The organism is Burkholderia sp. YIM B11467, from assembly GCF_052952715.1.
Window position 1 is genome coordinate 71334 of record NZ_JBQVSQ010000010.1, and the last position, 23999, is coordinate 95332.

Annotated in this window: 24 protein-coding genes; 6 read left to right on the forward strand and 18 right to left on the reverse strand. The window is 66.9% G+C overall.

Annotation, left to right across the window (positions count from 1 at the left end):
* Positions 1-123: 123 nt before the first annotated feature.
* The 13 genes from cheZ to flhD all read right to left on the reverse strand — a co-directional run bounded on the left by cheZ (position 124) and on the right by flhD (position 12463).
* Positions 124-855, reverse strand: a complete 732-nt coding sequence (cheZ, locus tag ACTRWB_RS29135; RefSeq protein ID WP_048248123.1) for a protein phosphatase CheZ — start codon at positions 853-855, stop codon at positions 124-126.
* A 1-nt stretch (position 856) separates the two neighbouring features.
* Entirely contained in the window at positions 857-1252 is a 396-nt protein-coding gene (gene cheY, locus ACTRWB_RS29140) for a chemotaxis response regulator CheY (RefSeq protein WP_128843665.1), read from the reverse strand.
* Between the two features lie 67 nt (positions 1253-1319).
* Entirely contained in the window at positions 1320-2411 is a 1092-nt protein-coding gene (locus ACTRWB_RS29145; protein ID WP_129513451.1) for a protein-glutamate methylesterase/protein-glutamine glutaminase, read from the reverse strand.
* Positions 2408-3187: a chemoreceptor glutamine deamidase CheD gene (gene cheD, locus ACTRWB_RS29150; RefSeq protein WP_048248121.1), complete on the reverse strand. Its 780-nt coding sequence runs from the start codon at positions 3185-3187 to the stop codon at positions 2408-2410. Before cheD ends, ACTRWB_RS29145 begins: the two co-directional genes overlap by 4 nt.
* Complete coding sequence (locus ACTRWB_RS29155) at positions 3184-4170, reverse strand: CheR family methyltransferase (protein WP_193097440.1); 987 nt, start codon at positions 4168-4170, stop codon at positions 3184-3186. Before ACTRWB_RS29155 ends, cheD begins: the two co-directional genes overlap by 4 nt.
* Positions 4171-4173: 3 nt before the next feature.
* Positions 4174-6138, reverse strand: a complete 1965-nt coding sequence (locus ACTRWB_RS29160; protein ID WP_446903884.1) for a methyl-accepting chemotaxis protein — start codon at positions 6136-6138, stop codon at positions 4174-4176.
* Positions 6139-6175: 37 nt separating this feature from the next.
* Positions 6176-6691: a chemotaxis protein CheW gene (gene cheW, locus ACTRWB_RS29165; protein ID WP_129513448.1), complete on the reverse strand. Its 516-nt coding sequence runs from the start codon at positions 6689-6691 to the stop codon at positions 6176-6178.
* A gap of 48 nt (positions 6692-6739) precedes the next feature.
* Positions 6740-8998, reverse strand: coding sequence for a chemotaxis protein CheA (gene cheA / locus ACTRWB_RS29170; protein WP_446903885.1), 2259 nt, complete (start codon positions 8996-8998; stop codon positions 6740-6742).
* 33 nt (positions 8999-9031) lie between these two features.
* Entirely contained in the window at positions 9032-9409 is a 378-nt protein-coding gene (locus ACTRWB_RS29175) for a response regulator (protein WP_114175555.1), read from the reverse strand.
* Between the two features lie 24 nt (positions 9410-9433).
* The gene (motB, locus tag ACTRWB_RS29180; RefSeq protein ID WP_446903886.1) at positions 9434-10453 is read right to left on the reverse strand and encodes a flagellar motor protein MotB; all 1020 of its coding nucleotides are present in this window, start codon (positions 10451-10453) and stop codon (positions 9434-9436) included.
* A gap of 13 nt (positions 10454-10466) precedes the next feature.
* Complete coding sequence (gene motA, locus ACTRWB_RS29185) at positions 10467-11327, reverse strand: flagellar motor stator protein MotA (protein WP_069255464.1); 861 nt, start codon at positions 11325-11327, stop codon at positions 10467-10469.
* Between the two features lie 168 nt (positions 11328-11495).
* Positions 11496-12050, reverse strand: coding sequence for a flagellar transcriptional regulator FlhC (gene flhC / locus ACTRWB_RS29190; RefSeq protein ID WP_011350591.1), 555 nt, complete (start codon positions 12048-12050; stop codon positions 11496-11498).
* A gap of 92 nt (positions 12051-12142) precedes the next feature.
* On the reverse strand, positions 12143-12463 hold the full coding sequence (flhD, locus tag ACTRWB_RS29195; RefSeq protein WP_039346834.1) for a flagellar transcriptional regulator FlhD: 321 nt from the start codon (positions 12461-12463) through the stop codon (positions 12143-12145).
* Positions 12464-13129: 666 nt separating this feature from the next.
* Here flhD and ACTRWB_RS29200 point away from each other — a divergent pair.
* Positions 13130-14194, forward strand: a complete 1065-nt coding sequence (locus ACTRWB_RS29200) for a glycosyltransferase family 4 protein (protein WP_446903887.1) — start codon at positions 13130-13132, stop codon at positions 14192-14194.
* A gap of 105 nt (positions 14195-14299) precedes the next feature.
* Here the strand turns inward: ACTRWB_RS29200 and ACTRWB_RS29205 are convergent, their stop codons facing one another.
* Complete coding sequence (locus tag ACTRWB_RS29205; RefSeq protein WP_129513445.1) at positions 14300-14596, reverse strand: H-NS histone family protein; 297 nt, start codon at positions 14594-14596, stop codon at positions 14300-14302.
* A 301-nt stretch (positions 14597-14897) separates the two neighbouring features.
* Here ACTRWB_RS29205 and aqpZ point away from each other — a divergent pair, with 301 nt between their 5' ends.
* On the forward strand, positions 14898-15638 hold the full coding sequence (gene aqpZ / locus ACTRWB_RS29210) for an aquaporin Z (protein ID WP_129513444.1): 741 nt from the start codon (positions 14898-14900) through the stop codon (positions 15636-15638).
* A gap of 130 nt (positions 15639-15768) precedes the next feature.
* Here the strand turns inward: aqpZ and ACTRWB_RS29215 are convergent, their stop codons facing one another.
* Together ACTRWB_RS29215 and ACTRWB_RS29220 are read right to left on the reverse strand one after the other, a co-directional pair.
* A complete protein-coding gene (locus ACTRWB_RS29215) occupies positions 15769-16593 on the reverse strand; it encodes a Cof-type HAD-IIB family hydrolase (protein WP_446903888.1) in 825 nt (274 codons plus the stop codon).
* 135 nt (positions 16594-16728) lie between these two features.
* Positions 16729-17610 (reverse strand): BadF/BadG/BcrA/BcrD ATPase family protein, encoded by an 882-nt coding sequence (locus ACTRWB_RS29220; protein ID WP_193097437.1) that lies wholly within the window; start codon positions 17608-17610, stop codon positions 16729-16731.
* 142 nt (positions 17611-17752) lie between these two features.
* Here ACTRWB_RS29220 and ACTRWB_RS29225 point away from each other — a divergent pair, with 142 nt between their 5' ends.
* Positions 17753-18355 (forward strand): DNA-3-methyladenine glycosylase I, encoded by a 603-nt coding sequence (locus ACTRWB_RS29225; RefSeq protein ID WP_446903889.1) that lies wholly within the window; start codon positions 17753-17755, stop codon positions 18353-18355.
* 65 nt (positions 18356-18420) lie between these two features.
* On the opposite strand, the gene ACTRWB_RS29230 is transcribed toward ACTRWB_RS29225, so the two are convergent.
* Positions 18421-19656, reverse strand: coding sequence for a PepSY-associated TM helix domain-containing protein (locus tag ACTRWB_RS29230; RefSeq protein WP_446903890.1), 1236 nt, complete (start codon positions 19654-19656; stop codon positions 18421-18423).
* A gap of 429 nt (positions 19657-20085) precedes the next feature.
* A complete protein-coding gene (rpsU, locus tag ACTRWB_RS29235; RefSeq protein WP_006401410.1) occupies positions 20086-20298 on the reverse strand; it encodes a 30S ribosomal protein S21 in 213 nt (70 codons plus the stop codon).
* A 520-nt stretch (positions 20299-20818) separates the two neighbouring features.
* Between rpsU and ACTRWB_RS29240 the strand changes: the two genes are divergently transcribed.
* From ACTRWB_RS29240 to ACTRWB_RS29250, 3 genes are all read left to right on the forward strand, one after another.
* On the forward strand, positions 20819-21973 hold the full coding sequence (locus ACTRWB_RS29240; protein WP_446903891.1) for a flagellin: 1155 nt from the start codon (positions 20819-20821) through the stop codon (positions 21971-21973).
* Between the two features lie 132 nt (positions 21974-22105).
* Positions 22106-23629 carry a flagellar filament capping protein FliD gene (gene fliD / locus ACTRWB_RS29245; RefSeq protein ID WP_446903892.1) on the forward strand — a complete coding sequence of 508 codons (1524 nt, stop codon included), beginning with the start codon at positions 22106-22108 and terminating at the stop codon, positions 23627-23629.
* Positions 23630-23654: 25 nt separating this feature from the next.
* On the forward strand, positions 23655-23954 hold the full coding sequence (locus ACTRWB_RS29250) for a flagellar protein FliT (RefSeq protein ID WP_412022652.1): 300 nt from the start codon (positions 23655-23657) through the stop codon (positions 23952-23954).
* Positions 23955-23999 lie beyond the last annotated feature (45 nt).

Consider the following 23999-nt stretch of genomic DNA (forward strand, 5'->3'; position numbering starts at 1 on the left):
ACCCATGCTGCACCGGGCCGCATGGGTGCGGCAAGCACGGGTAAACGTTGGGGAAAGGGCGTGACGCGTGCATCGGGCGGCCCCGCGAAACGGGGCGCGCCGATGCAATGCGATGCGGCAGGGTCAGAAACCCAGGCTCGCGAGCAGGTCGTCGACCTGCCCCTGGTCCTGGACCACGTCGGATTTGCCTTCCGGCGCGATCTGCGGGCCGTTCAGCAGCGACTCGGGGCTGCCGGTCGCGCTCATCTGCTCGGCCGCGAGCGCGGCCGCGGTGGCCGCGAACTGCTCGCGCCGCTCCGGCGCGATGTTCTCGACGAGCACGGTGAGGAGCTGCTGCTCGATCAGGTAGACCATGTCCATGATCTTCTTGATCACCTGCCCGGTCAGATCCTGGAAATCCTGCGCGAGCATGATCTCGAGCAGCTGCGCGCTGGTCGCCGACGTCGACTCGGGCAGCGTGCGCAGGAACGTGCGCGTATCGTCCATCAGCTCGCGCACTTCCGCGTGCTCGATCGGCGCCGCGTACCACTGCGCCCAGCGCGCGTCGAGCGCCTCGGCCTCGTTCTGCACGCGTTCCTGCATCGGCTTCGCGATCTCGATCGCATTCAGCACGCGCACGGCCGCCTGCTCGGTCATCGTCGCGACGTAGCGCAGCCGGTCGCGCGCATCGGGCACGGCTTCCGCCGCACGTTCGACGTGCTTGTCGAGCCCGAGCTCGCGCATCGAATCGCGCAGCGCGCGCGTGACCTGGCCGATGCGCGCGAGGATGCGGTCGCTCGCGAAATCGGCGCCTTCTGGGTGGCTGTCGGCGTTGAACCCCGCGCCGGCGAGCGCCGCATGGATCGGCTCGTTCACGTCAGCTCCCGGTCTTCGCCATCTTGTCGATAATCTTGTTCAGCTTCTCGTCGAGCGTCGCGGCCGTGAACGGTTTCACGACGTAGCCGCTCGCGCCCGCCTGCGCGGCCGCGATGATGTTCTCCTTCTTCGACTCGGCCGTGACCATCAGCACCGGCAGGTGCGTGAGCGTCGCGTCCGCGCGGATTTCCTTCAGCATCGCGAGGCCGTCGAGGTTCGGCATGTTCCAGTCCGAGATCACGAATTCGTAGCCGCCGCCGCGCAGCCGCGCGAGGCCGGCCAGGCCGTCCTCGGCCTCGTCGACGTTCGAATAGCCCAGTTCCTTGAGCAGGTTGCGGACGATCCGGCGCATCGTCGGGAAATCGTCCACCACCAGGATTTTCATGCTCTTGTCCATCGTCGTTCCTTTCCAGATTCGTTTCCGTCGGGACGCGTATCGTGGCACGCGTCCCGTGACATTCCATTCAAACGCGCTGCACGCGGTCGCCCATCGTCGCCAGTCGCGCCATCACGCGGCGGCTCATCTCGGCGAGCGGCGCGATCTCGTCCGCGCCGCCGAGCGCGATCGCCTCGCGCGGCATCCCGAACACGATGCAGCTTGCTTCATCCTGCGCGAACGTGTGAGCGCCCGCGCGTTTCATTTCCAGCAGGCCGGCCGCGCCGTCGCGGCCCATCCCGGTAAGAATGACACCGATCGCGTTCTTGCCCGCGTGCGTCGCCGCCGAGCGGAACAGCACGTCGACCGACGGGCGGTGACGGTTCACCGGCGGCTCGTCCGACAATTGCGCAATATAGTTCGCACCGCTTCTCGCGAGCAACAGGTGCGCATGGCCCGGCGCGATATACGCATGCCCCGGCAGCACGCGCTCGCCATGCTCGGCTTCCTTCACCGCGATCCGGCACAGGCCGTTCAGGCGCTGCGCGAACGATTTCGTGAAGCCGGGCGGCATGTGCTGCGCGATCAGCACGGCCGGCGCATCCGGCGGCAACGGCGTCAGCACTTCGCGGATCGCCTCGGTGCCGCCCGTCGACGCGCCGATGATGATCAGCTTCTCGGTACTGACGAGCGGGTTGTTGACCATCGGCGCGGCCGCGGGGCTGTCCGCCGCGCGCGCAACCGCTTGCGGCTGCGGCGCCTGGCGCACGCGCGCGCGCGACGCCGCGCGGATCTTGTCGGCGAGCTTCTCCGCGTAGTCGAGCATCCCGTCGCGAATCCCGACGCGCGGTTTCGTGACGAAATCCACCGCGCCGAGTTCGAGCGCGCGCAGCGTGATTTCCGAACCGCGCTCGGTCAGCGACGACACCATCACGACCGGCATCGGCCGCAGGCGCATCAGCTTCTCGAGGAAGTCGAGCCCGTCCATGCGCGGCATTTCGACGTCCAGCGTGAGCACGTCGGGATTGTGCTGCTTGATGAGCTCGCGCGCGACGAGCGGATCGGGCGCGGTCGCGCACACCGTCATGTCGGGCTGGCTGTTGATGATCTCGGTCATCAGGCTGCGGATCAGCGCCGAATCGTCGACGCACAATACTTTGATCTTCTGCACTGCGGTCATGCCTCCTGCTTTCTTGATAGATTCGCCGCATACGGGCCTCCGGCGCCCGGGCTCCCCGGGTTCGCCGCCCGCACGCCGCCGGCACTCGCGCTGCCGCCCGGCGCCGCACCACGCGCGCCGAACAGCTCGATGCGCGGACGCGCCGGCTGCGGCGCGGCCGGCCGCTTCGCCTGGAACAGCTCGACATGCGCGCGCGGCCGTGCGGCGCGCAAGCGGTCGGCCTCGCGTGCCAGCGCGGCTTCGCGCTCGGTCACGCCCGGCACCTGCAGCCGCAGCTTCTTCACCATCGCGCGACCCGTGCGCGGCATGAACGCGACCTTGCGCGGATGGACGTCCTGCAGGTCTTCCGCCGTGATGCGGATGCGCTCGAGCGCCAGGTAGCGGCGCACGAAATCCGCGTTGCGATCGCCGATGTTGATGGTCGTCATCCCGGCCAGCACGGCCGCGCCGCCGAACACCTTCGCCTCGAGGCGCTCGCGGCGCCCGCCGGCCTTGATCAGCTCGTTGATCAGCACTTCCATCGCATACGCGCCGTAACGCATCGATTCGGACGCGGTCGCGCCCGCATCGGCGCCGTCGTCGGGCAGCATGAAGTGGTTCATCCCGCCGATGCCGGCGTAAGGATCGTGAATGCACGCGGCGACGCACGAGCCGAGCACGGTCATCAGCACCATGTCCTCGGACGTCGTGTAGAACTCGTTCGGCAACAGCTTCACGCCGGGACAGCCGAAATGGTTGTCGAAGTAGCGATTCGTCGCGATCGGCAGGGCACTCATCCGCGATCTCCATAAGCGGGCGCGGCGGCCCGCGCCGGAGCGCGCGACGGCATGGCCGCCGCCGCGGGCGCCTGCGCAGCACGCGGCCGCGCACCCTGCGCGGCGTCGCGTGTCAGTTCGTACACCGTCTGCCCGCGCAGCCGGAACCCCTGCGTGACGTACGTGAAGTTTTCCGAATGGCCGGCGAACAGCAGCCCGCCCGGCTTCACCAGCGGCTCGAAGCGCGACAGCACCTGCCCCTGCGTCGGCTTGTCGAAGTAGATCATCACGTTGCGGCAGAAGATCGCGTCGAACGGCTTCGCGATCCCGTAGTCCGCATCGGTCAGGTTCAGTTGCTCGAAGCGGATCATCGCGCGCAGTTCGGGGCGCACCTTCACGCGGCCGGCCTGCGGGCCCGTGCCCTTCAGGAAGAAGCGCTTCAGCCGCTCCGGCGTCAGGTGCTTGACCTGGTCGTACGTATAGATGCCGGCTTCCGCCTTCGCGAGCACCTGCGTGTCGAGATCGGTCGCGAGGATCGACGCGCCGCGCGCCGCCGATTCGCCGAGCGCCTCGATCAGCGTGATCGCGATCGAATAAGGCTCCTCGCCGGTCGACGCCGCCGAGCACCAGACCGACACGGGTGCCGGCCGCCCCTTCACGAAATCCGCCAGGATCGGGAAATGGTGCGACTCGCGGAAGAACGCGGTCAGGTTCGTGGTCAGCGCATTGGTGAACGCTTCCCACTCGAGCGGATCGTCTTCCTGCTCGAGCAGGTCGAGGTAGTCGCGGAACGTGTCGAGGCCGCGCGCACGCAGCCGCCGCGCGAGACGGCTGTACGCCATGTCGCGCTTGTGCTCGGACAGCGAGATTCCCGCGCGTTGGTGGATCAGCGCGCGGATGCGTGCGAAATCCGCGCCCGTGAACGCAAAGTCGCGCCCCGGCTCGCCCGCTCGGGGCGCGGCATCCGGTGCATCGGGTCGAAATGGCGCGCGCGCGTGCGGCATGGTTTAGAAGGTCTCCCAGTCGTCGTCGGACGTGCCGGCCGCGGCCGCCGCCGGCTTCTCGCCGTTCAGCGCCGGGCGCACGAGCGCGGGCTTCGCGGCCGGCTTGTCCGCCGGTGCGGCCGTCTTCGCGAGACGCGGGCCGTAGCCGCCCGCGGCGGTGCCACGGCCTGCCGGGGCGTCTTTCGGCGTGCGCGGCGCGGGTTCCGCCGCGCGCTTCGGTTCGCGGCTGGCGGCCGGCGCGGCGGCATGCGACGCCGGCGCGGCGCGCCGTGCGGATGACGCGGCAGCCTGCGGTGCCGGCAGCGCGGCGACCGGCGCGGCGTCGTAACGCGGCTCCGACGGCAACGCCGGCACGACCGCCGGTTCATGCGCGACCGGCCGCACGGCACTGCGCGACGGCGCGAGCACGATGCCGCCCGCCACGCGCCAGTCCGACACGATCGCCTTCATCTGGCGCGTCTGCTCCTCGAGCGACGCAGCCGCAGCGGCCGCCTGCTCGACGAGCGCCGCGTTCTGCTGCGTGACCGAATCCATCTGGCCGACCGCGCGGTTGACCTGCTCGATGCCGGTCGACTGCTCGTCCGACGCGGCGCTGATCTCGCCCATGATGTCGGTCACGCGGCGCACGGCCTGCACGATCTCGTCCATCGTCGAGCCCGCGCGTGCGACGAGCGCCGACCCGCTCTCGACCTTCTCGGACGAATCGCCGATCAGTTGCTTGATTTCCTTCGCGGCGCTCGCGCTGCGCTGCGCGAGCGAGCGCACCTCGCCCGCGACCACCGCGAAGCCGCGGCCCTGCTCGCCCGCGCGTGCGGCTTCGACCGCCGCGTTCAGCGCGAGGATGTTGGTCTGGAATGCGATGCCCTCGATCGTGCCGATGATGTCGACGACCTTGCCCGAGCTCGCCGCGATGTCCTGCATCGTCGACACGACCTGGCCGACCACGTCGCCGCCCTGCGTCGCGATGTCCGACGCGTTCACCGCGAGCTGGCTCGCCTGCCGCGCGTTCTCCGCGTTCTGCCGCACGGTGCCCGTCAGCTGCTCCATGCTCGACGCGGTTTCCTGCAGCGACGCGGCCTGCTCCTCGGTGCGCTGCGACAGGTCGACGTTGCCGGTCGCGATCTCGCGTGCGCCGACGTCGATCGATTCGGTGCCGCGATGCACGGCCTGCACCATGGTCGTGACGGCGTCCTGCATCCGCTTGATGCCGCCGAACAGGCGGCCGATCTCGTTCGTGCTGAACACGTTCACCGGCTGCGTGAGGTCGCCGCCGGCGATACGCTCGAAGTGCGCGATCGCATCCTCGAGCGGCTTCACGATCAGCCCGCGCAGCGCGAAGCGGATCAAGATCACGACGACGAACGCGATCGCGATGCCGGCCGCGATCAGCGCGACCATCAGCGAGATCTGCGACTGCGTCGCGGCCTGGCGGTCCTCCGCGCGCTTCTGCAGCGACGCGACCACGGCCGACGCGGCCAGGTCGTAAGCGACGAACATCGGGCTGATCTTCGTGTCGGCGACCGCGTGGTACGCGGCCATGTCGCCCGCGCGCGCGGCTGCGAACTCGGGCTCGACGCCTTCCTTCACGATCGTCGCGTAACGTGCGGACAACTCGTCGACGAGCGCCTGCTCGACCCCGAGCTTCGGCGTCGACTGGAACGCCTGCCAGTTCTGGTTCGACTTCGCGTACAGCTCCTGCGCGCGGTCGAGCACCTTGGCCGCGTCGGCCGTGTTGCCGGCTTCCGTCAGCGACCGGAAGCGATCGAGCGACACGCGTGCGCGCAGCAGGTACGACGACGTGTCGTCGAGCGCATGGATCGCCGGCAGATCGACGTGCGCGATCTCGTCGAGCGAGCGGCTCGCGTGATTGAGCGCGTAGAGGCCGAGCCCGCCGACCGCGGCGGCCAGGCACACGAGGATGAGTCCGACCGCCGTCAGCGTCGTGCGGATCGACCAGTTATGCAACATTGCAGATTCTCCCGAAATTCCTGCGCGCGCGGCGCGCTTACCCGCCGAGCGTCTCGATCAGCGCCATTTCACGGCTCGACATCAGCTTCTCGATGTCCATCAGGATCAGCATCCGGCCGTCGACCGTGCCGAGGCCCGTCAGGTACTCGGTCGTCAGCGTCGCGCCGAATTCCGGCGCCGGCATGATCTGGTCGGTCTGCAGCGTCAGCACATCCGACACGCCGTCGACCACCATCCCGACCACGCGATGCGCGACGTTCAGGATGATCACGACGGTCTGGTGGTCGTACTCGACGCGGCCGAGATGGAACTTGATCCGCATGTCGACGATCGGCACGATGATCCCGCGCAGGTTGATCACGCCCTTGATGAATTCCGGCGCGTTCGCGATGCGCGTGACGCTGTCGTAGCCGCGGATTTCCTGCACCTTCAGGATGTCGATCCCGTATTCCTCGTCACCGAGCGTGAACACGAGGAATTCCTGGCCCGTCGCATCGCCTTGTTCCGCGTCACGGCGGCTGTTTGCCGCGTTCGCCGCGGCCGGATTGATCATTTGGACTTCAGCAGGCACGTTTGCCCCCAATCGGTTGAATGGCGAGAGTCAGAACATCGCGAGCTCGGCGCCCGCACGGGCGCCGTGCATCGCACGGGTTTCGCGGTTCAGCGCCGCGACGTCGACGATCAGCGCGACACTGCCGTCGCCGAGGATGGTCGCCGCCGAGATGCCATGCACCTTGCGGTAATTCGTTTCGAGGTTCTTCACGACGACCTGCTGCTGGCCGACCAGCTCGTCGATCAGCATCGCGAAGCGACGCCCCTCGGTTTCCATGATCGTGACGATCCCCTGCGTCGGGTCGGTGCGCGCGTCCTCGACCGAGAACACTTCGTGCAGCGCGACGAGCGGCAGGTATTCGCCGCGCACGCGCACCACGCGCTCGCCGTTGCCGACCGTGTAGATGTCGTCGTTCGACGGCTGCAGCGACTCCATCACGAAGTTCAGCGGCAGGATGAAGATCTCGTTGCCGACCTTCACCGACATCCCGTCGAGGATCGCCAGCGTGAGCGGCAGCACGATCCGCGTGGTCGTGCCGCGGCCGGCCAGCGACGTGATCTCGACGTGGCCGCCCATCGACTGGATGTTGCGCTTCACGACGTCCATCCCGACGCCGCGGCCCGACACGTCGGTCACGGTCTCGGCGGTCGAGAAGCCCGGCGCGAAGATCAGGTTCCACACCTCTTCGTCGCTGATGTTGTCGGACACCTGCATGCCCTGCTTCGCGGCCTTCGCGAGGATCCGTTCGCGGTTCAGGCCCGCGCCGTCGTCGCTCACCTCGATCACGATGTTGCCGCCGTGATGCGCGGCCGACAGCACGAGTTGGCCGACCGCGTCCTTGCCGGCGGCGACGCGCTTGTCGACGGTTTCGATCCCGTGGTCGAGGCTGTTGCGCACGAGGTGCGTGAGCGGATCGATGATCCGTTCGATCAGGCTCTTGTCGAGCTCGGTCGCCTGGCCGAACGTGACGAGCTCGACCTGCTTGCCGAGCTTGCCGGCGAGGTCGCGCACGAGCCGCGGGAAGCGGCTGAACACGTAGTCCATCGGCATCATGCGGATCGACATCACGGCTTCCTGCAGGTCGCGCGCATTGCGCTCGAGCTGCGCCATCCCGTTGAACAGGCGGTCGTGCAGTGCCGGATCGAAGGCGGTCGCCGTCTCCGCGAGCATCGCCTGCGTGATCACGAGCTCGCCGACGAGGTTGATCAGCTGGTCGACCTTCTCGACGCCGACGCGAATCGAGCTGCCTTCGGCACCCGATGCGGCCGCGGCGGCCGGGCGTGCACGCTTGTCGTCGTGGTGCGCGGCGGCCTGCGCCGCGTGTTCGGCCTGCGGCTGCTGGGGTTGTTGCGGCGGTTGTGCGGCGGCGGCCGGCTCCACGGCGGCGGGCGCCGGCGCCGGTGCGGCAGCCTGAGGCGCGAATACCTCGACCCGCGCGGCGGGTTGTGCGGCCGCGGCCGGTTCGACAGTCGGTTCGGCGGCCGGTGCCGCGACGTCCTGCGCGGCGGCCGGTGCCGCCGGCGCGGCAGGCGCCGTGCCGTGCGCGACGCGGATCTGGCTTTCGTCGATCACGAAGCAGCACACCGCGACGATGTCGTCGGACGGCACGTCCGATTCGAGCCACAGCGTCAGGTCGGCGCCCGCTTCCTCGCGGCCGACGATCCGGCCGAGGTTGCCGAGTTCCTCGCTGAGCAGCGCCTGGTCCTTCGCGTCGACGCCCAGCAGCGTGATCTTCAGGTGCGGGCCGCTTTCGCCGGCTTCGGCCGCCGGATGCGCGGCCGCAACCGCCTGCTCGATCACATGATCGGGCGCGCGATCGCCGCTGGCGGCGGGCTCCGCGGCCGGTGCGGCAGCCACGGCGACAGGCGCGACGGGCGCAGCAGGCGCGGCCGCCACGGCCGCCGGCGCCCCCGCGCCGCTCTCGGCCTTCAGCCGTTCGAGCTTCGCGCAGATCGTCGCGGCGGCGGCCGCATCCGGTTCGGCGCTCGCGCGGTAGTCGACGAGCTGGTCGGACAACACGTCCTTGGTCTCGAGGAACGCGTCGACCATTTCCTTGGTCAGCGTCAGCTCATGGTTGCGCGCGCGGTCGAGCAGCGATTCGAGGATGTGCGTCGTATCGGTCAGCGCGGAAAAGCCGAACGTCGCCGCGCCGCCCTTGATCGAATGTGCAGCACGGAAAATCGCGGCGAGATCCTCGGGGTCGGGCGAGCCGACGTCGAGGTTCAGCAGCAATTGCTCCATCTGCGCGAGCAACTCGTCCGCTTCGTCGAAAAAGGTCTGGTAGAACTGCGTGATGTCGAGAGTCATGCCCGGTCACCGGTTGGATTCGTCGCGTTCATGTCAGGAGGCGGCCGGCTCGGACAGCGTCGCGACCAGGTCGACCAGCACGGCCGGGTCGATCGGTTTCTCGATCCAGCCGGTCGCACCCGCGTCGCGTGCGGCGTCCTTGAAGGCATCGCTGCCCTCCGTTGTCAGTACGAGGATCGGCGTGTCCGCATACGCGGTCAGCTTGCGCAGCGCGGCGATCACCTCGAGCCCGCTCTTGCGCGGCATGTTCTGGTCGGTCAGCACCAGGTCGTACGGCGCGGTCGCGGCCATGTCGAAGCCGGCTTCGCCGTCCGGCGCCACCGTCACGTCGTAGCCGGCCTGCGCAAGCGTTGCCTGCAGCAGCGCACGCATGGTCGCGGAGTCGTCGATGGCGAGAATGGTTCGGATCATGTCTGTCTCGGAATCTTGGATACGTCAGGGTTTCGGCGCCACGGCGACGGCGCTCGCGACCACCGGACGCGCGGCCGGCGACGGGCCGCCGAGCTGCTGCGCGAGCAGCTTCGAGCCCGCCGCGTCGGCCGACAGCGTCGTGGTCGTCGCGTCGTCGCGCATCAGCGCTTCTTCGGATTTGCGGTTCAGCACGATCACGCTGATCCGGCGGTTTTCCGGATCGAGCGGGTCGGCCTTGTTCAGGTTCTGCGTCGACGCGAGCCCGAGCACGCGCAGCACTTTCGCCTCGTCCATGCCGCCGGAGATCAATTCGCGGCGCGACGCGTTCGCACGGTCGGCCGACAGCTCCCAGTTGCTGTAGCCGCCCTCGCCGCCCGCGTACGGCACGGCGTCGGTGTGGCCCTGGACGATGATCCGGTTCGGCACGTCGTTCAGCGTCTTGCCGATCTCGCGCAGGATGTCGCGCATGTACGGCTCGACGTGGTCGCTCGACATCGCGAACATCGGCCGCTTCTGCGTATCGACGATCTCGATGCGCAGCCCCATCAGCGTCGAGTCGATGCGGATCTGCTGCTTGAACTGGCGCAGCGTCGGATTGGCCTCGATCGCGGCCATCAGCTTGATCTGCAGGTCGTGCAGGCGTGCCTGCTCGCGCCGCTCGATCGCGCCCTGCGCCTGCGCTTGCGCCTGCTCGTCGACCGGCTTCGCGACCCGCTCGGCAAGTGACGTCGTGCCGTCGGTGCGGCGCAGCGTGCCGGCGTCGACGCTCGACAGGTCGCGGCCGCCGGCGTTGATGATGCTGGAGTCCTGCGAGTTGCGGTCGCCGCTGCCGAGCAGCGCGGCCTTCAGCGGCGTGTTGAAGTATTCGGCGATCCCCTTCAGCTGCACCGGCGTGACCGAGCTCAGCAGCCACATCAGCAGGAAGAACGCCATCATCGCGGTCATGAAGTCCGCGTACGCAAGCTTCCATGCGCCGCCGTGGTGGCCCTTCTTCGCCGGGGCCACCCGCTTGACGACGATCGCGCGATCCTTGCTCTTGCTCATCGTGCGCTCCGCGTCACTTCGCCTTCACGCGGCGCACGTGCTCTTCGAGCTCGGAAAACGACGGCCGCTCGGTCGAGAACAGCACCTTGCGGCCGAACTCGACGGCAATCGCCGGCGCATAGCCGTTCAGCGTCGCGAGGATCGTCACCTTGATGCACTGGAACATCTTCGTCGACTCGGCGACACGCTGCTCCGCGAGGCTCGCGAGCGGCCCGATCAGCCCGTACGACAGCAGGATCCCGAGGAACGTGCCGACCAGCGCCTGCGCGATCATCGCGCCGAGCACCGCGGGCGGTTTGTCGGCGGACGCCATCGTGTGCACGACGCCCATCACGGCCGCGACGATACCGAACGCCGGCATCGCGTCGCCGACGCGCATCAGCGCGTGCGCGGGGCCTTCGCCTTCCGCGTGGTGCGTCTCGATCTCCTCGTCCATCAGGCTCTCGATCTCGAACGCGTTCATGTTGCCGCCCACCATCAGGCGCAGGTAGTCGGTCAGGAATTCGACGATGTGGCGATCGGCGAGGATCTTCGGGTATTGCGTGAAGATCGGGCTCTTTTCCGGATCGTCGATGTCGGCCTCGAGCGTCAGCGTGCCTTCCTTGCGCGCCTTCGCGAGCAGCACGTACAGGAGCGCCATCAGCTCCATATAGACGTCCTTCGTGTATTTCGAGCCCTTGAAGAGCGTCGGCAGCACGCGCAGCGTCGCCTTGATGGTCTTGCCGCCGTTGCCGAGGATGAATGCGCCGACGCCGGCGCCCGCGATCATCAGGATCTCGACGGGCTGGATCAAGGCGCCCAGATGCCCGCCTGCCAGCGCATAACCGCCGAAGACGGACAACAGCGTCACGAGTGTTCCCACGATAATCAGCACTGCCTGTCCCTCACGAAAGACCGGCGGGGAGACCGCCGTTAATCAGGTTTACGGCAGTCGGCAGGAAAACTTTCGCGGCCGCTCGATGGCGGCCCGACGGTGTTTACCAGCAATTCGCAGACGATTCGCGCGGCCCGCGGGCGCCGCTCGCGCCCCGCCCTGCGGCGCTCAGGCCGCGGCGGCGGCCAGTTCGGCACGCGCGGCGGCGGCCTTGCGGGTCTTGCCCGCGCGCGACGGCGGCTGGCACAGGCCGCAGACGAAACCTTGATGCGGATCATGCGCATGCGCGACGAAGTGGCCGCCGCAGCGCGTGCACGGGGTCATCTGCAGCATCCCCGAATCGAAGAAGCGCACGAGCGTCCACGCGCGCGTGAGGCTCAGCGCGGCCTCGTCGCCGGACAGGTTCACGTGCTCCTGATAGAGCCGGTACGCCTTCACGATCGACTGGATCGGCTCGCAGCGGCCGTGGTCCTGCATGAACCGGTAGATGTTGTAGAACAGCGACGAGTGGATGTTCGGCTGCCACGTCATGAACCAGTCGGTCGAGAACGGCAGCATCCCCTTCGGCGGCGACACGCCCTTCAGTTCCTTGTACAGCTTGATCAGACGGTCCCGCGACAGGCTCGTCTCCGCCTCCAGCAATTGCAGCCGGGCGCCCAGTTCGATCAGTTCGATGGCGAGGGTGATTTCCTTCACCTCGATCACGACGCTTTTGCTTGCCATGGTGAAAACCGTCCGCTTGACGTTGTTCGGATGGATGGCCAATACGCTGCCCACCGGCGCGGCACGCCGGGACATACGCAAGGCGGGATGGATCAGCGGACGCCTTCGACCTGCTGTCCGGCCATCAGGATGGCCGAGTGGGCGTGCGCGACGACATCGCTGCGGCCTTTGTCGGCGAGCGAGGACAGCAGCGCGTGATCGTCGAAGCGGAAACGGCACAGCATCTGGTTGGACGCGGCGAGCTTCACGGTCTGTGCGAGCGTGAGGTTCGCGAGCAGGTCGGCCAGTTCCTGGGAAATTCCCATGCGGAACATGCCCATCGCCTTGTCTTCCCGCAGCAGGCGTTGCGCGAGGAGGAGGTACGACAGGTTGACCTCTTTGATCTCACTGAGCATTTCGCTGGTAGCGCTCATGATTCCCCCGTTAAAGAGCTTTGCTTTGGCCATTCATGTTATGAAAACGTTTGCTCGCTCGGAGCGCTCTTGGCGCTCGGTCGGCTCGTTTATAGTCTTACAGGGCGAATTTTGGCCAAACGGCATTTATGCCGGTATCAGCGAAGTGGCGTATGCCATGCAGGATTTGTCTGTAAACCGTGTAGGAATTTTTCCGACAAGGCGAATTGAAAGGAACCGGAAGGAAAACGAGGGGTGGCGCGGGTTCCACCGTGATGTGCCCGATGGCCGCCGCGCAATGGCGGAAGGCTTGCCGGCGAGGCCGCCGACAATCGAATCGGTAAAAATTATAGAGCTTTTTCACGTTGACGCAACAATAGATGCGTCTATATCGATTCACGTTCCCGCGCCCTTTTTCTCGGGGTTTTCGTGTATTTCATCGTGTAACAAGCCTTAAGTGTTTGAAAAATCACTCGAACCCTACAGTGCGATATCGATAATGACCTCCAATGGGCGGCGGCGCGAGCCGTGCCGGCCCGCCCCGCAGCTTGCCGTCCGGCGCCCCGCGCACCCCGCCCAGGGCCCGGCCACGTACCGCCAACAGCGTGCGTCGGCGAGTTCCGCAACCTTGTAGGGGATCCGTATCGGCGCCCAAGCGCCCAAGCGGATCGACACCGGAGATCACCCATGCGAATTGCCCAGATCGCGCCGCTTTACGAAGCCGTTCCGCCGAAACTCTATGGCGGCACCGAGCGTGTCGTGTCCTACCTAACCGAGGCGCTCGTCGAACTTGGCCACGACGTGACGCTGTTCGCGAGCGGCGACTCCGTTACGTCGGCCCGTCTCGAGGCGGCCTGGCCGCGCGCACTGCGGCTCGACCCGTCGATCCGCGATTCGATGGCGCCCCATATGCGGCTCCTCGAGCAGGTCGCCCGTGTCGCGCACGAATTCGACGTGCTGCACTTCCACCTCGACTACCTGCCGTTCCCGCTGATGTCGCGCCTCGACACGCCTTACGTGACGACGCTGCACGGCCGCCTCGACCTGCCGGAGCTGCAGCCCGTGTTCGACGCGTTCCCGGACGCACCGGTCGTGTCGATCTCGAACAACCAGCGCAAGCCGCTGCCGCAGGCCGCGTGGGCCGGCACCGTGTATCACGGGCTGCCCGACACCCTGCTCACGCCGCAGCCGGGCGTGAAGCCCGAATACCTCGCGTTCCTCGGCCGCATCTGCCCCGAAAAGCGCGTCGACACGGCAATCCGGATCGCCGCGCAAAGCGGGCTCCCGCTGAAGATCGCCGCGAAGGTCGACAAGGCCGACGCCGACTATTTCAAGGAAGTGATCGAGCCGCTGCTCGGCGAGGCGCACGTCGAGTTCATCGGCGAGATCAACGAAGCGCAGAAGCCCGCCTTCCTGTCCGGCGCGAAGGCGCTGCTGTTCCCGATCGACTGGCCGGAACCGTTCGGCCTCGTGATGATCGAGGCGATGGCCTGCGGCACGCCGGTCGTCGCGTTCAACCGCGGTTCGGTGCCGGAAGTGATCGAGGACGGCGTGACCGGCTTCATCGTCGAGGACGTGCAGGGCGCGGTCGGCGCGCTGCACCGGATCGACACCCTGTCGCGCACCGCGATCCGCGAACGTTTCGACACGCGTTTCAGCTCGAAGGCAATGGCGCAGCGTTATGTCGAAACTTACGAAACGCTTTGCACGACGACCCGGCAACCGGCATTGCGCCGGGTTGCGGGCGCCTGACGCGGAAATCCGCGCGGAAATATTCCGTAAAATTCGCGCCGAAATCGGCGCGCAATACAAAAGAGCCGCATCGACGATGCGGCTCTTTTCTTTTGGGGCTTTCAGTCATTCGATCAGGAATCGATCGCGGTTTTTCCCGACGATCCAATTCGGCGGCTTGCCGCGCCCGCTCCAGGTCGCGCCGGACTTCGGATCGCGAAATTTCGGCGGCAGCGGCGACTTCTTCGGCGGACGGCCGCGCCGTGCCCGCTCCGCGAAGCCCAGGTCCTGGGCCGTCAGGCCGTATTCGGCAATCATTCGCTGGACGTCGGCAATGACGGCCGCCACTTCCTGGCGGCGCACGTCGTCCGCCTGGGCCTGCAGATCAGCGATCTGCGCCTTGAGTTTCGCGTATTGAGACATTTTTCGACTCCCTTTTTTCGATGATGCGGCCCCGGCGAATCCACCGGGACACAAACATCCGTTACGTCATCCGCACTGCCGCCCTACCCTTCGAAATAAATGCTGTCATCTTTAACCGAATCGGCTATATCGAGAATGCGGACTTATTCTAATAAAAGGCATTCGTCAGCCATTCAAATTTAACAATCGTTGACCCTCCCGGACCCGATTCATTTCCTATAATCCAGACCAATTCCGGGCGATCGAATAAATCCGTCGTGTCGCCTGGCCGTCTTCAACCCACTTGAACAAGGTCCCTTACATGAATCTTTCTCAGCGTCTCGCTGCAGAGGTATTCGGCACGTTCTGGCTGGTGCTCGGCGGGTGCGGAAGCGCCGTGCTGGCCGCCGCCTTTCCGGGCCTCGGCATCGGCTTTGCCGGTGTCGCACTTGCCTTCGGCCTGACCGTGCTGACGATGGCATTCGCGATCGGACACATTTCGGGCTGCCACCTGAATCCGGCGGTGAGCGTCGGCCTGACGGTCGCCGGCCGCTTCCCGGCGCGCGATCTCGCGCCGTACATCGTCGCGCAGGTGGTCGGCGCGACGCTCGGTGCGTTCGTGCTGTACCTGATCGCGACCGGCAAGCCGGGCTTCGACGTGGTCGGCAGCGGCTTTGCGACGAACGGCTTCGGCGAACGCTCGCCCGGCCATTACGCGCTCGGCGCGGCGTTCATCTGCGAAGTCGTGATGACGGCCTTCTTCCTGTTCGTGATCCTCGGCGCGACCGACAAGCGCGCACCGGCCGGCTTCGCGCCGATCGCGATCGGCCTGTGCCTGACGCTGATTCACCTGATCTCGATTCCGGTCACCAACACGTCGGTGAACCCGGCCCGCTCGACCGGCCCCGCGCTGTTCGTCGGCGGCGAGGCGATCGGCCAGCTGTGGCTGTTCTGGGTGGCGCCGATCATCGGCGCGGTACTCGCAGGGATCATTTACCCGCTGGTCGCGGGGCGTGACAACGCCGTCGACCTGCTGCCGGCATCGGCTCGCACAAGCGAATAAAACACTACGGGGTCACGCGAGCAGAGCAGCGAGCCTCACGCTGTCCAAGAACACGAGGCAAGCAATTTCGACGGGCGCCCTTGGCGCCCGTTTTTCATTTCCGCTCGGGAAGCGCCCCTGAGCAGGGTGCTCAGGAAGCGGCGACGTTGCCCTCGAGCGAGAACAGCGTGCGCAGGTGGCGGGCGACGCCCGCGTCGAAGTTGTTGCCGATCCGCGGGATGTGCGGCAGCCGCGCGACCAGGTCGGGATTTGCGTTGTTCATCATGAACGCGTGACCGGCGGTTTCAAGCAGGTCGATATCGTTCATGTTGTCGCCGAACGCGATGCAGTGGCCGGTGTCGACGCCGAGCCGCGCGAGCACCGTGCGCAGCGCGCGGCCCTTCGACACGTTCGCGGTCATCACTTCGAGACAGTCGGGCAGCGAGTACGTGACGTACAGCGCATCGCCGAAACGCACGCGCATCTGCTCGGCGACGACCGCCAGATCGGCCGGCTCGCCGATATACAGCACCTTCGCGATATTCGCGCCGTCGTGGGCGGCCATGTCGATCACGTCGTACCGGAAGCCCGAATCCTGGTGGAATTCGAGCAGGTGCGGCGCTTCGCGGTCGATCAGCCAGCCCTGGTTGGTGAACAGGTTGACGATCACGCGGCCGTGCGCGCCGACGACGTCCGGCTGCACGAGGCCACGGACGATCGCGGGATCGATGTCCTGCGCGTGGATCATCGTGTCGTCCGGCGCATGCACGCGCGCGCCATTCGACGTGATCAGGTACGGCCGGATGCCGAGCACGTCGCGAATGCCGGCGACGTCCGCGTAATGGCGCCCCGTGGCGATCACGAACTGCAGGCCGTCGCCGTCGAGGCGGCGGACGGTGTCGATCGTGTACGGATCGAGCTGGTGGTCGCTGTTCAGCAGGGTACCGTCGAGATCGGTGGCGATGACTTTGTACATGGGACGGAAGAATGGCGCTCAGGGCTCTGCGGAACGGCCATTTTAACGTCGTGCCCGATTGCGCGCCGGACGGTTCCCGGTCGATCGCCGCCTGCGGCCCTGCTTCAGCGCATCGTCAACCGCCGTCCACCACCTTCAACCGCCCTCCGCCGCCCGCAGCGCCTGCAGCGCGAGCCGCAGCGCGCCGTGCGCGGAATCGTCGAGCGGCGCGCGCAGCCGCGCGGCGTGGCGCGCCGGCACGGCCGGTGCAAGCGCGTCCGCCAACCCGCCGCACAGCGCGACCGGCAGTGCCTGCTGCGGATCGAGCGCATCGATCATCTTGCCGATCTCGTCGCCCGCCTGCGCGATCAGCGCGCTCGCGACGGGATGCGAGCGGTGCGCGAACACGATCGGCGCGAGGCGCGCGTAGATCGTCTGGTTCGCATCGCACGACCACTGGACGAGCGCGTCGCGATCCTGCGCGCCCGTTTCCGCGAGCAGCGCGTCGGCGAATGCATCCCGCGGCACGCGGCCGTCGAGCGCCTGTTGCGCGTACGCGAGCGCGCGCACGCCGAGCCACGCGCCGCTCGCCTCGTCACCGGACGGAAAGCCGAAACCTCCGGCGATCCGGCAGGCGCCGGCCGCATCGAGCGCCGCCGCGATGCTGCCGGTGCCGAGCGCGACGATGAGCCCCGGCGCGCCGCCGTGCGCGCCGACGACGGTCGTATAGGCGTCGCTCTCGACCGCGAGCGCACCGAGCGGCGCCTGCGCGCGGAACGCGGCGAGCCACGCCGCATTGTTGACGCCCGCAAGCCCGCAGCCGAGCGCGCACTGCGACCATTCGAACGCGAAACCGGCTTGCGTGAATGCGTCCGCGCAGGCCGCGCCGATCGACGCCCACGCGCGCTCGATACCGAGACCGAGCCCCGACGGGCCGCCGCGCCCCTGCGCGAGCTCGCGCCCCTGCCGGTCCGCCAGCACCGCGCGGGTGCCCGAGCCGCCGCCGTCGATACCGATCGCAAAAAGTAATGCCGTCATGCCTTCATCCCGCTGATTCGAACAGGCGCCAAGCTTAACCGGATCGGCGCCGTGCGCCCATCTGCCGTTCGGCCGGCTATCCCGTGAAAAGGGCTTCCGCTATGCTGGCGCGATCGAATCGACACTGAAAACGAGGCAGACGATGTCGCAGCGGTGCAACTGGGTGAAGACGGAAGCGGACGCTCACTATCACGATACCGAGTGGGGGCGGCCGTCGCACGACGATCGCCACCTGTTCGAAATGCTGATCCTCGAAGGCGCGCAGGCCGGGCTGTCCTGGTCGACGATCCTGAACAAGCGCGCGGGTTATCGCGAGGCATTCGCCGATTTCGATGTCGACGCCGTCGCGCGCTTCACGCCGAAGCGCATCGAAAAATTGCTGGAGAACCCCGGCATCGTACGCAACCGCGCAAAGGTCGAATCCGCGGTGAACAACGCGCGCGCCGTGCAGCGCATCCGCGACGAGCACGGGTCGCTCGCCGCGTTCCTGTGGTCGTTCGTCGGCGACACGCCGGTCCAGAACGCGTGGCAGTCGTACCGCGACGCACCCGCGTCGACCGAGCAGTCCGACGCGCTCAGCAAGGCGCTGAAGGCGTACGGCTGCAAGTTCGTCGGTTCGACGATCTGCTACGCACTGATGCAGGCGACCGGCATGGTCAACGATCACGAGGTCGATTGCCCGTGCCACGCGCCATGCGCGGCGCTCGGCGGCAAACAGCCGGCACGCCGGCGCAAGGCGGGCTGACGGCGCCGGCCCCCGCCGCCCCCCCCCACCCGTCGCCCCTGCCCCGCAGCTGTCCCGCCGTCCGCCTACCGCGCGGCGCGCGACGACGCCGGCACGGCTGCCCGCGTGCTCCGCGCGGCCCGCACGCGCGCGCTGCGCTTCTTCACCCAGATGCAGATGCCCGTCACGCTCAGCATCGCGATGACGACGCCGAGCACGCTCACCGCGACGCGGCCCGCGACGCCGGCGATCCGCCCCGAGTGCAACGGAAACTGTGCCTGCATGAACAGGTCGCCGGCCGAGCCGCGGCCCGGCACCTGGGTGGCGACGGGCTTGCCGGTCACCGCGTCCCAGTAAAGCCACGCATTGCCGAGCCCGACGTCGCCGTGGTCGTTGCCGGGCGTGAAGAACCCGACCGCATAGACATTCATCGCCGGCGCGAACAGCAGCGCGCCGGGCGGCGCGGCGATCCCCGCGTCGCGCCCGGCCGAACGCGCGATCTCGACGATCCGCTCGCGCGGCAGCACCTTGCTGCCCGGCGGTGCGGGCGGGAAGTGCTCGGGATTCGTGTAAGGCGTTTCGGCGAGCAGCGAGAACATCGACACGAGCGGTCGCACGAGCGGATTGCCGAGATTCATCGAGATCGATGTGACCGCAACGACAAGCAGCAGCCCCCACACCCAGACGGCGCCCGAGCGGTGCAGGTCGAACACGAGGGGATAACCGCCGCGCCGCACGCGGAACGCGAACGACTTGCGCCAGCTTTTCAGGTTCGGAAACGCGAGCACGAGTGCGATCAGGCTGTCGATCGCCCACACGATGCCGACCACGCCCATCACCCAGAACCCGAAGTTGATCCCGCCGTACTCGGGCAGGAACAGCGAGTAGTGCAACCGGTAGATGAACGGCATCAGGTCGAGCCGCGCGACCGATAGCGCCCCCCATTCGCGGCGGCCCTGCACCGCACCGGTCGCGGGGTCGACGGCGATCTGGCTGAAATCGAGCGCGTGCGGCCGGCCGGTCGCCGGATCGGTGCGCGGCATCACACCCGCCTGCAGCGTATGCCCCGGTTCGACCGCCAGCGGCAGGTAGGTCACCTGCACGCGCGGGTCGGCGGCCTCGATACGTGCCGCAAGCGCGAGCGGCGCAAGCGGCGCCGCGCCGCTGCGAGCGACGTAGAAATCCGGGTTCAGCGCCGCATCGAGCTCGTGATCCCACGCGATCAGCGCACCGGTGAGCCCCGCGACGAACAGGAACAGCGCGATGGCCAGGCCGAACCAGCGATGCAGACGAACGAGAAACGGTCGCAGGAACGCATTCATCGCGGGCACAGCAAACGGTAAGCGGGCCGGCACGAGCGGCGGCCCCGATTCGGCGGGATCCAGGTCATTTGATGTCAGGCGCCGCACAAGAGCCGGCCGCCCCAGGCGAGGCCGGATGCCCTTGCGCACGGCATGGAAGAGTTGCGCGTTCGACGGGTGTCGTTACGATGCGCGGCATTTTAACTCAATGCGAATGATTCTTACTTTCGTTATTGCTCATTCGCCATGATTGCCGGCTTCGCCCGCCTTCCCGCTCTCCCATGCTGCCTGGTCGCCGCCCTAGCCAGCTTCGCCGCGTCGCTTGCGTACGCGGGCGATTCGCCCGGCGACGCCGCGGCCCCAGGCCTTTCCCGGCCCCCAAAAGCAAAACGGCGGAGCGGCTTCTTTCGAAGCACACTCCGCCGTTTCGCGGCGAACCAGAAGACGCTCTTAGTGGAGCTTCTTCGGCAGCATCTGGCTGCGCAGGCGCTTGTGCAGGCGCTTGACGGCTGCTGCCTTCTTGCGCTTGCGGACTGCGGTCGGCTTTTCGTAAGACTGGCGCTCGCGCAGTTCAGCGATCAGGCCGTTTTTTTCGATAGCGCGACGAAAGCGGCGAATCGCCACTTCGAACGGCTCGTTTTCTTTCAGAAGAATCGTCGTCATGTCGTTCCTAAATTGCTTATACGGTCAAAAACGTAGCGGCCAAGCGCCACGCACCGGCCATCCGAGCGTCCCCACAACAGGCGAAACGAGCGGAAATACGGCCTCGGAGGCCGGAAAAGAGAGGCGGAAAGCACCGCGAGTACGCTTCACAACCGCGTGCAGCGCCGCGTTTGACTGCCAGCAAACATGCCGAAAACGGCAAAGGCGTGACAGAAAATCTCAATTCAGCCCGCCATCATATCAGGGAATCACAGACAAAACCATCCTTTTGTCGATTCCGTGCGCACAGCGTTGTCACTCCGTCGGCAAGCCGGTCTCTGCCCCCGTTAACCGGGCCGTACGGCCGGCCCCATCCGAAATGACAAAGAAGGATAAAAAATCGGGCCGAATCTCAACGCGCCCCTCAAGTTTTGTTTTGGTACGCCGAAATCCTGCTCTGAGGCGGCCAGCAATGAACGAGTGCTTCCGCCGACGCCAAAAACGGCTTTCCAGGGCTTTCGGCTTAAACAGGAGATTTTCCATGCTCGGAATTAACAGCAACATCAATTCGCTGGTTGCACAGCAGAACCTCAGCGGCTCGCAAAACGCCCTGTCGCAGGCAATCACCCGCCTGTCGTCGGGCAAGCGCATCAACAGCGCAGCGGACGACGCAGCAGGCCTCGCGATCTCGACCCGGATGCAGACGCAGATCAACGGTCTGAACCAGGGCGTGTCGAACGCCAACGACGGCGTGTCGATGATTCAAACGGCATCGAGCGCACTGTCGTCGCTGACGAACAGCCTGCAACGTATCCGCCAGCTGGCCGTCCAGGCGTCGACGGGCACGATGTCCACGACCGACCAGGCAGCACTGCAACAGGAAGTCGCGCAGCAGATCCAGGAAGTGAACCGTATCGCGTCGCAAACGACGTACAACGGCACGAACATCCTGAACGGCAACGCTGGCATCGTGTCGTTCCAGGTCGGCGCGAACGTCGGCCAGACGATCACGCTGGATCTGAGCCAAAGCATGTCGGCCGCGAAGATCGGCGGCGGCCTGGTGCAGAAGGGCCAGACGGTCGGCACGGTGACGGGCCTGAGCCTCGACACCGCCGGCGTGTACACGTCGTCGGGCGCAGCGATCACCGCGATCAACGTGCTGTCGGACGGTCAAGGTGGCTACACGTTCACCGACCAGAACGGCGGGGCCATCGCGCAAACCGTTGCACAGTCCGTGTTCGGCGCAAGCGCAACGACCGGCGCGGGCACGGCAGTCGGTGCCCTGTCGATCCAGGCGAGCGCAACCAGCTCGAGCATGTCGGCAGCGTCGCTCACCGCGATCACGAACGCCGTTGCGCAGATCAACGCCGTCAACAAGCCGGCAACCGTGTCGGGCCTCGACATCAGCACGGTCAGTGGTGCAAACGTCGCGATGGTGTCGATCGACAACGCGCTGCAAACGGTGAACAACGTTCAGGCACAGCTGGGCGCGGCGCAAAACCGCTTCACGGCAATCGCAACGTCGCAGCAGGCAGAATCGACCGACCTGTCGTCGGCACAGTCGCAGATCACCGACGCGAACTTCGCGCAGGAAACCGCGAACATGTCGAAGAACCAGGTGCTGCAGCAAGCAGGCATCTCGGTGCTCGCACAGGCGAACTCGCTGCCGCAGCAGGTCCTGAAGCTCCTGCAGTAATCGCGTAGCAACCCGCGGCCGGGCCTCGCGTAACGCGTGGCCCGGCCGCAAGCACTTGGCGCGCGGGGCCTTGCCCCGCCGCCGGGTCTTCACCCAGAATTCCACGGATCATCCGCCGCACGGAGCAATACGATGTCGACGATCAATTCCGCCGTCACCGCCGCCAACAGCTCGGCCAACAGCCAGCTGCAGCAGGCTGCCCAATCGATCATCAGCGGCTCGACCGGCAACTCGTCGATGGACGTCAACTCGCTCGTGACGGCACTCGTCAATGCGAAGACCGCCGGTCAGGCTGCCGCGCTCAGCGCGCAGCAGAGCAGCGACAACACCCAGATTTCCGCGTACGGCGCCCTTTCGGCCGCGCTGAGCGCATTGCAGGCCAGCCTCACGACGCTGTCGAACGGCTCGCTGCAGAACACCTTCACCGCGACCACAAGCGGCACCGGCGTCACCGCGACCGCGGGCGCCGGCGCCGTCGCCGGCAGCTATTCGCTCGGCGTCACGCAGATCGCGACGTCGCAATCGTTGTCGTCGGCCGCCTTCGGTTCGTCGACGGCGCTCGGCACCGGCACGATGACGCTGTCGCTCGGCAGCCAGTCGTTCACGGTCAACGTGAACAGCGCGAACAACACGCTGTCCGGCATCGCCGCCGCGATCAACAACACGACCGGCAACCCGGGCATCGTCGCATCGGTCGTCAACGGCAGCGACGGCGCGCACCTCGTGCTCAGCTCGACGCCGACCGGCGCGGCGAACACGATCAGCGTCGCGCTCAGCAACGTGTCCGGCGACAACGGCCTGTCCAGCCTCGGCGTCACGTCGACGGCCAGCACGACGGGCGGGCAGTCGACCTTCACGTCCGCGAACAGCGGCGCCGCATGGAAGCAAAGCACGGCCGCGCAGGACGCCGCATTCACGATCAACGGCATCGCCGGCACGAGCGCGAGCAATACAGTGACGAGCGCGATCACCGGCGTCACGCTGAACCTGACCACGGCCGCCGTCAATGCGAGCCAGACCCAGACGCTGACGGTCGCGGCCGACACCAAATCCCAGGCAGCCGCGATCAACAACTTCGCGACGCTGTACAACACGCTCGTCACGACGATGGGCTCGCTGTCGAGCTTCACGTCCGGCGCATCGTCGCAAGGCCCGCTGCTCGGCGACTCGACGCTGAATACGATCAACAACGCACTCGCGTCGATCGTCGCAAGCGGCGTGAGCGGCAGCGGTGCGAATGGCAGCAGCTCGACGATCAACCTCGCTTCGATCGGCGTCACGCTGCAGGCCGACGGCACGCTGCAGGTCAACAACACGGCGCTCAACGGCGCGCTGCAGAGCAACCCGTCCGGCGTTGCGACCCTGTTCAACTCCAAGACCGGGATTGGTCAGCAGCTGACGACCAACATCACGAACTACACGCAGACGAACGGACTGATCGCCGCGCGCACGACGGCGCTCAACAACGACCTGAAGAGCGTCACGCAGCAGCAGTCGAATCTGTCGAACTACGTCGCGCAGTTGTCCACCCAGTACCAGGCCCAGTTCACCGCGCTCAACACGCTGATGGCGACGATGAACAGCAACTCGCAATACCTGACGCAGCTGTTCGGCGGCACGAACAGCGCCGGTGCAATGTCGACCAACAAGGGCTGATCGCTAGCCGGACAGGAGAGTCCAGATGGAACAGACTGAACTGATTGCGCAGATCGACGCACTCACCGATGCGATCGAACACGCGGCCGCGATAGCCGACTGGAACGAGGCAGTGCGCCTCGTCGATGCGCGCTGGTCGCTGGTCGCGTTGCTCGCAGCCGTCCAGCAGCCCGACGGCATCGCCGCGATCCGCCGCATGCAGACCAGCAACGACCGCATCTTCGCCGACGCGCAACGCGCGCAGCAGGAACTGACCGACGAATACCAGGCGGCGATGAGCCGCGTGCAGGCCGTCGGCCAGTACCAGACCATCGCGAACCGCTAAGGCACGCCGCACACGCGCCACGCGCCGCGCCCGATCGCGCGCGCC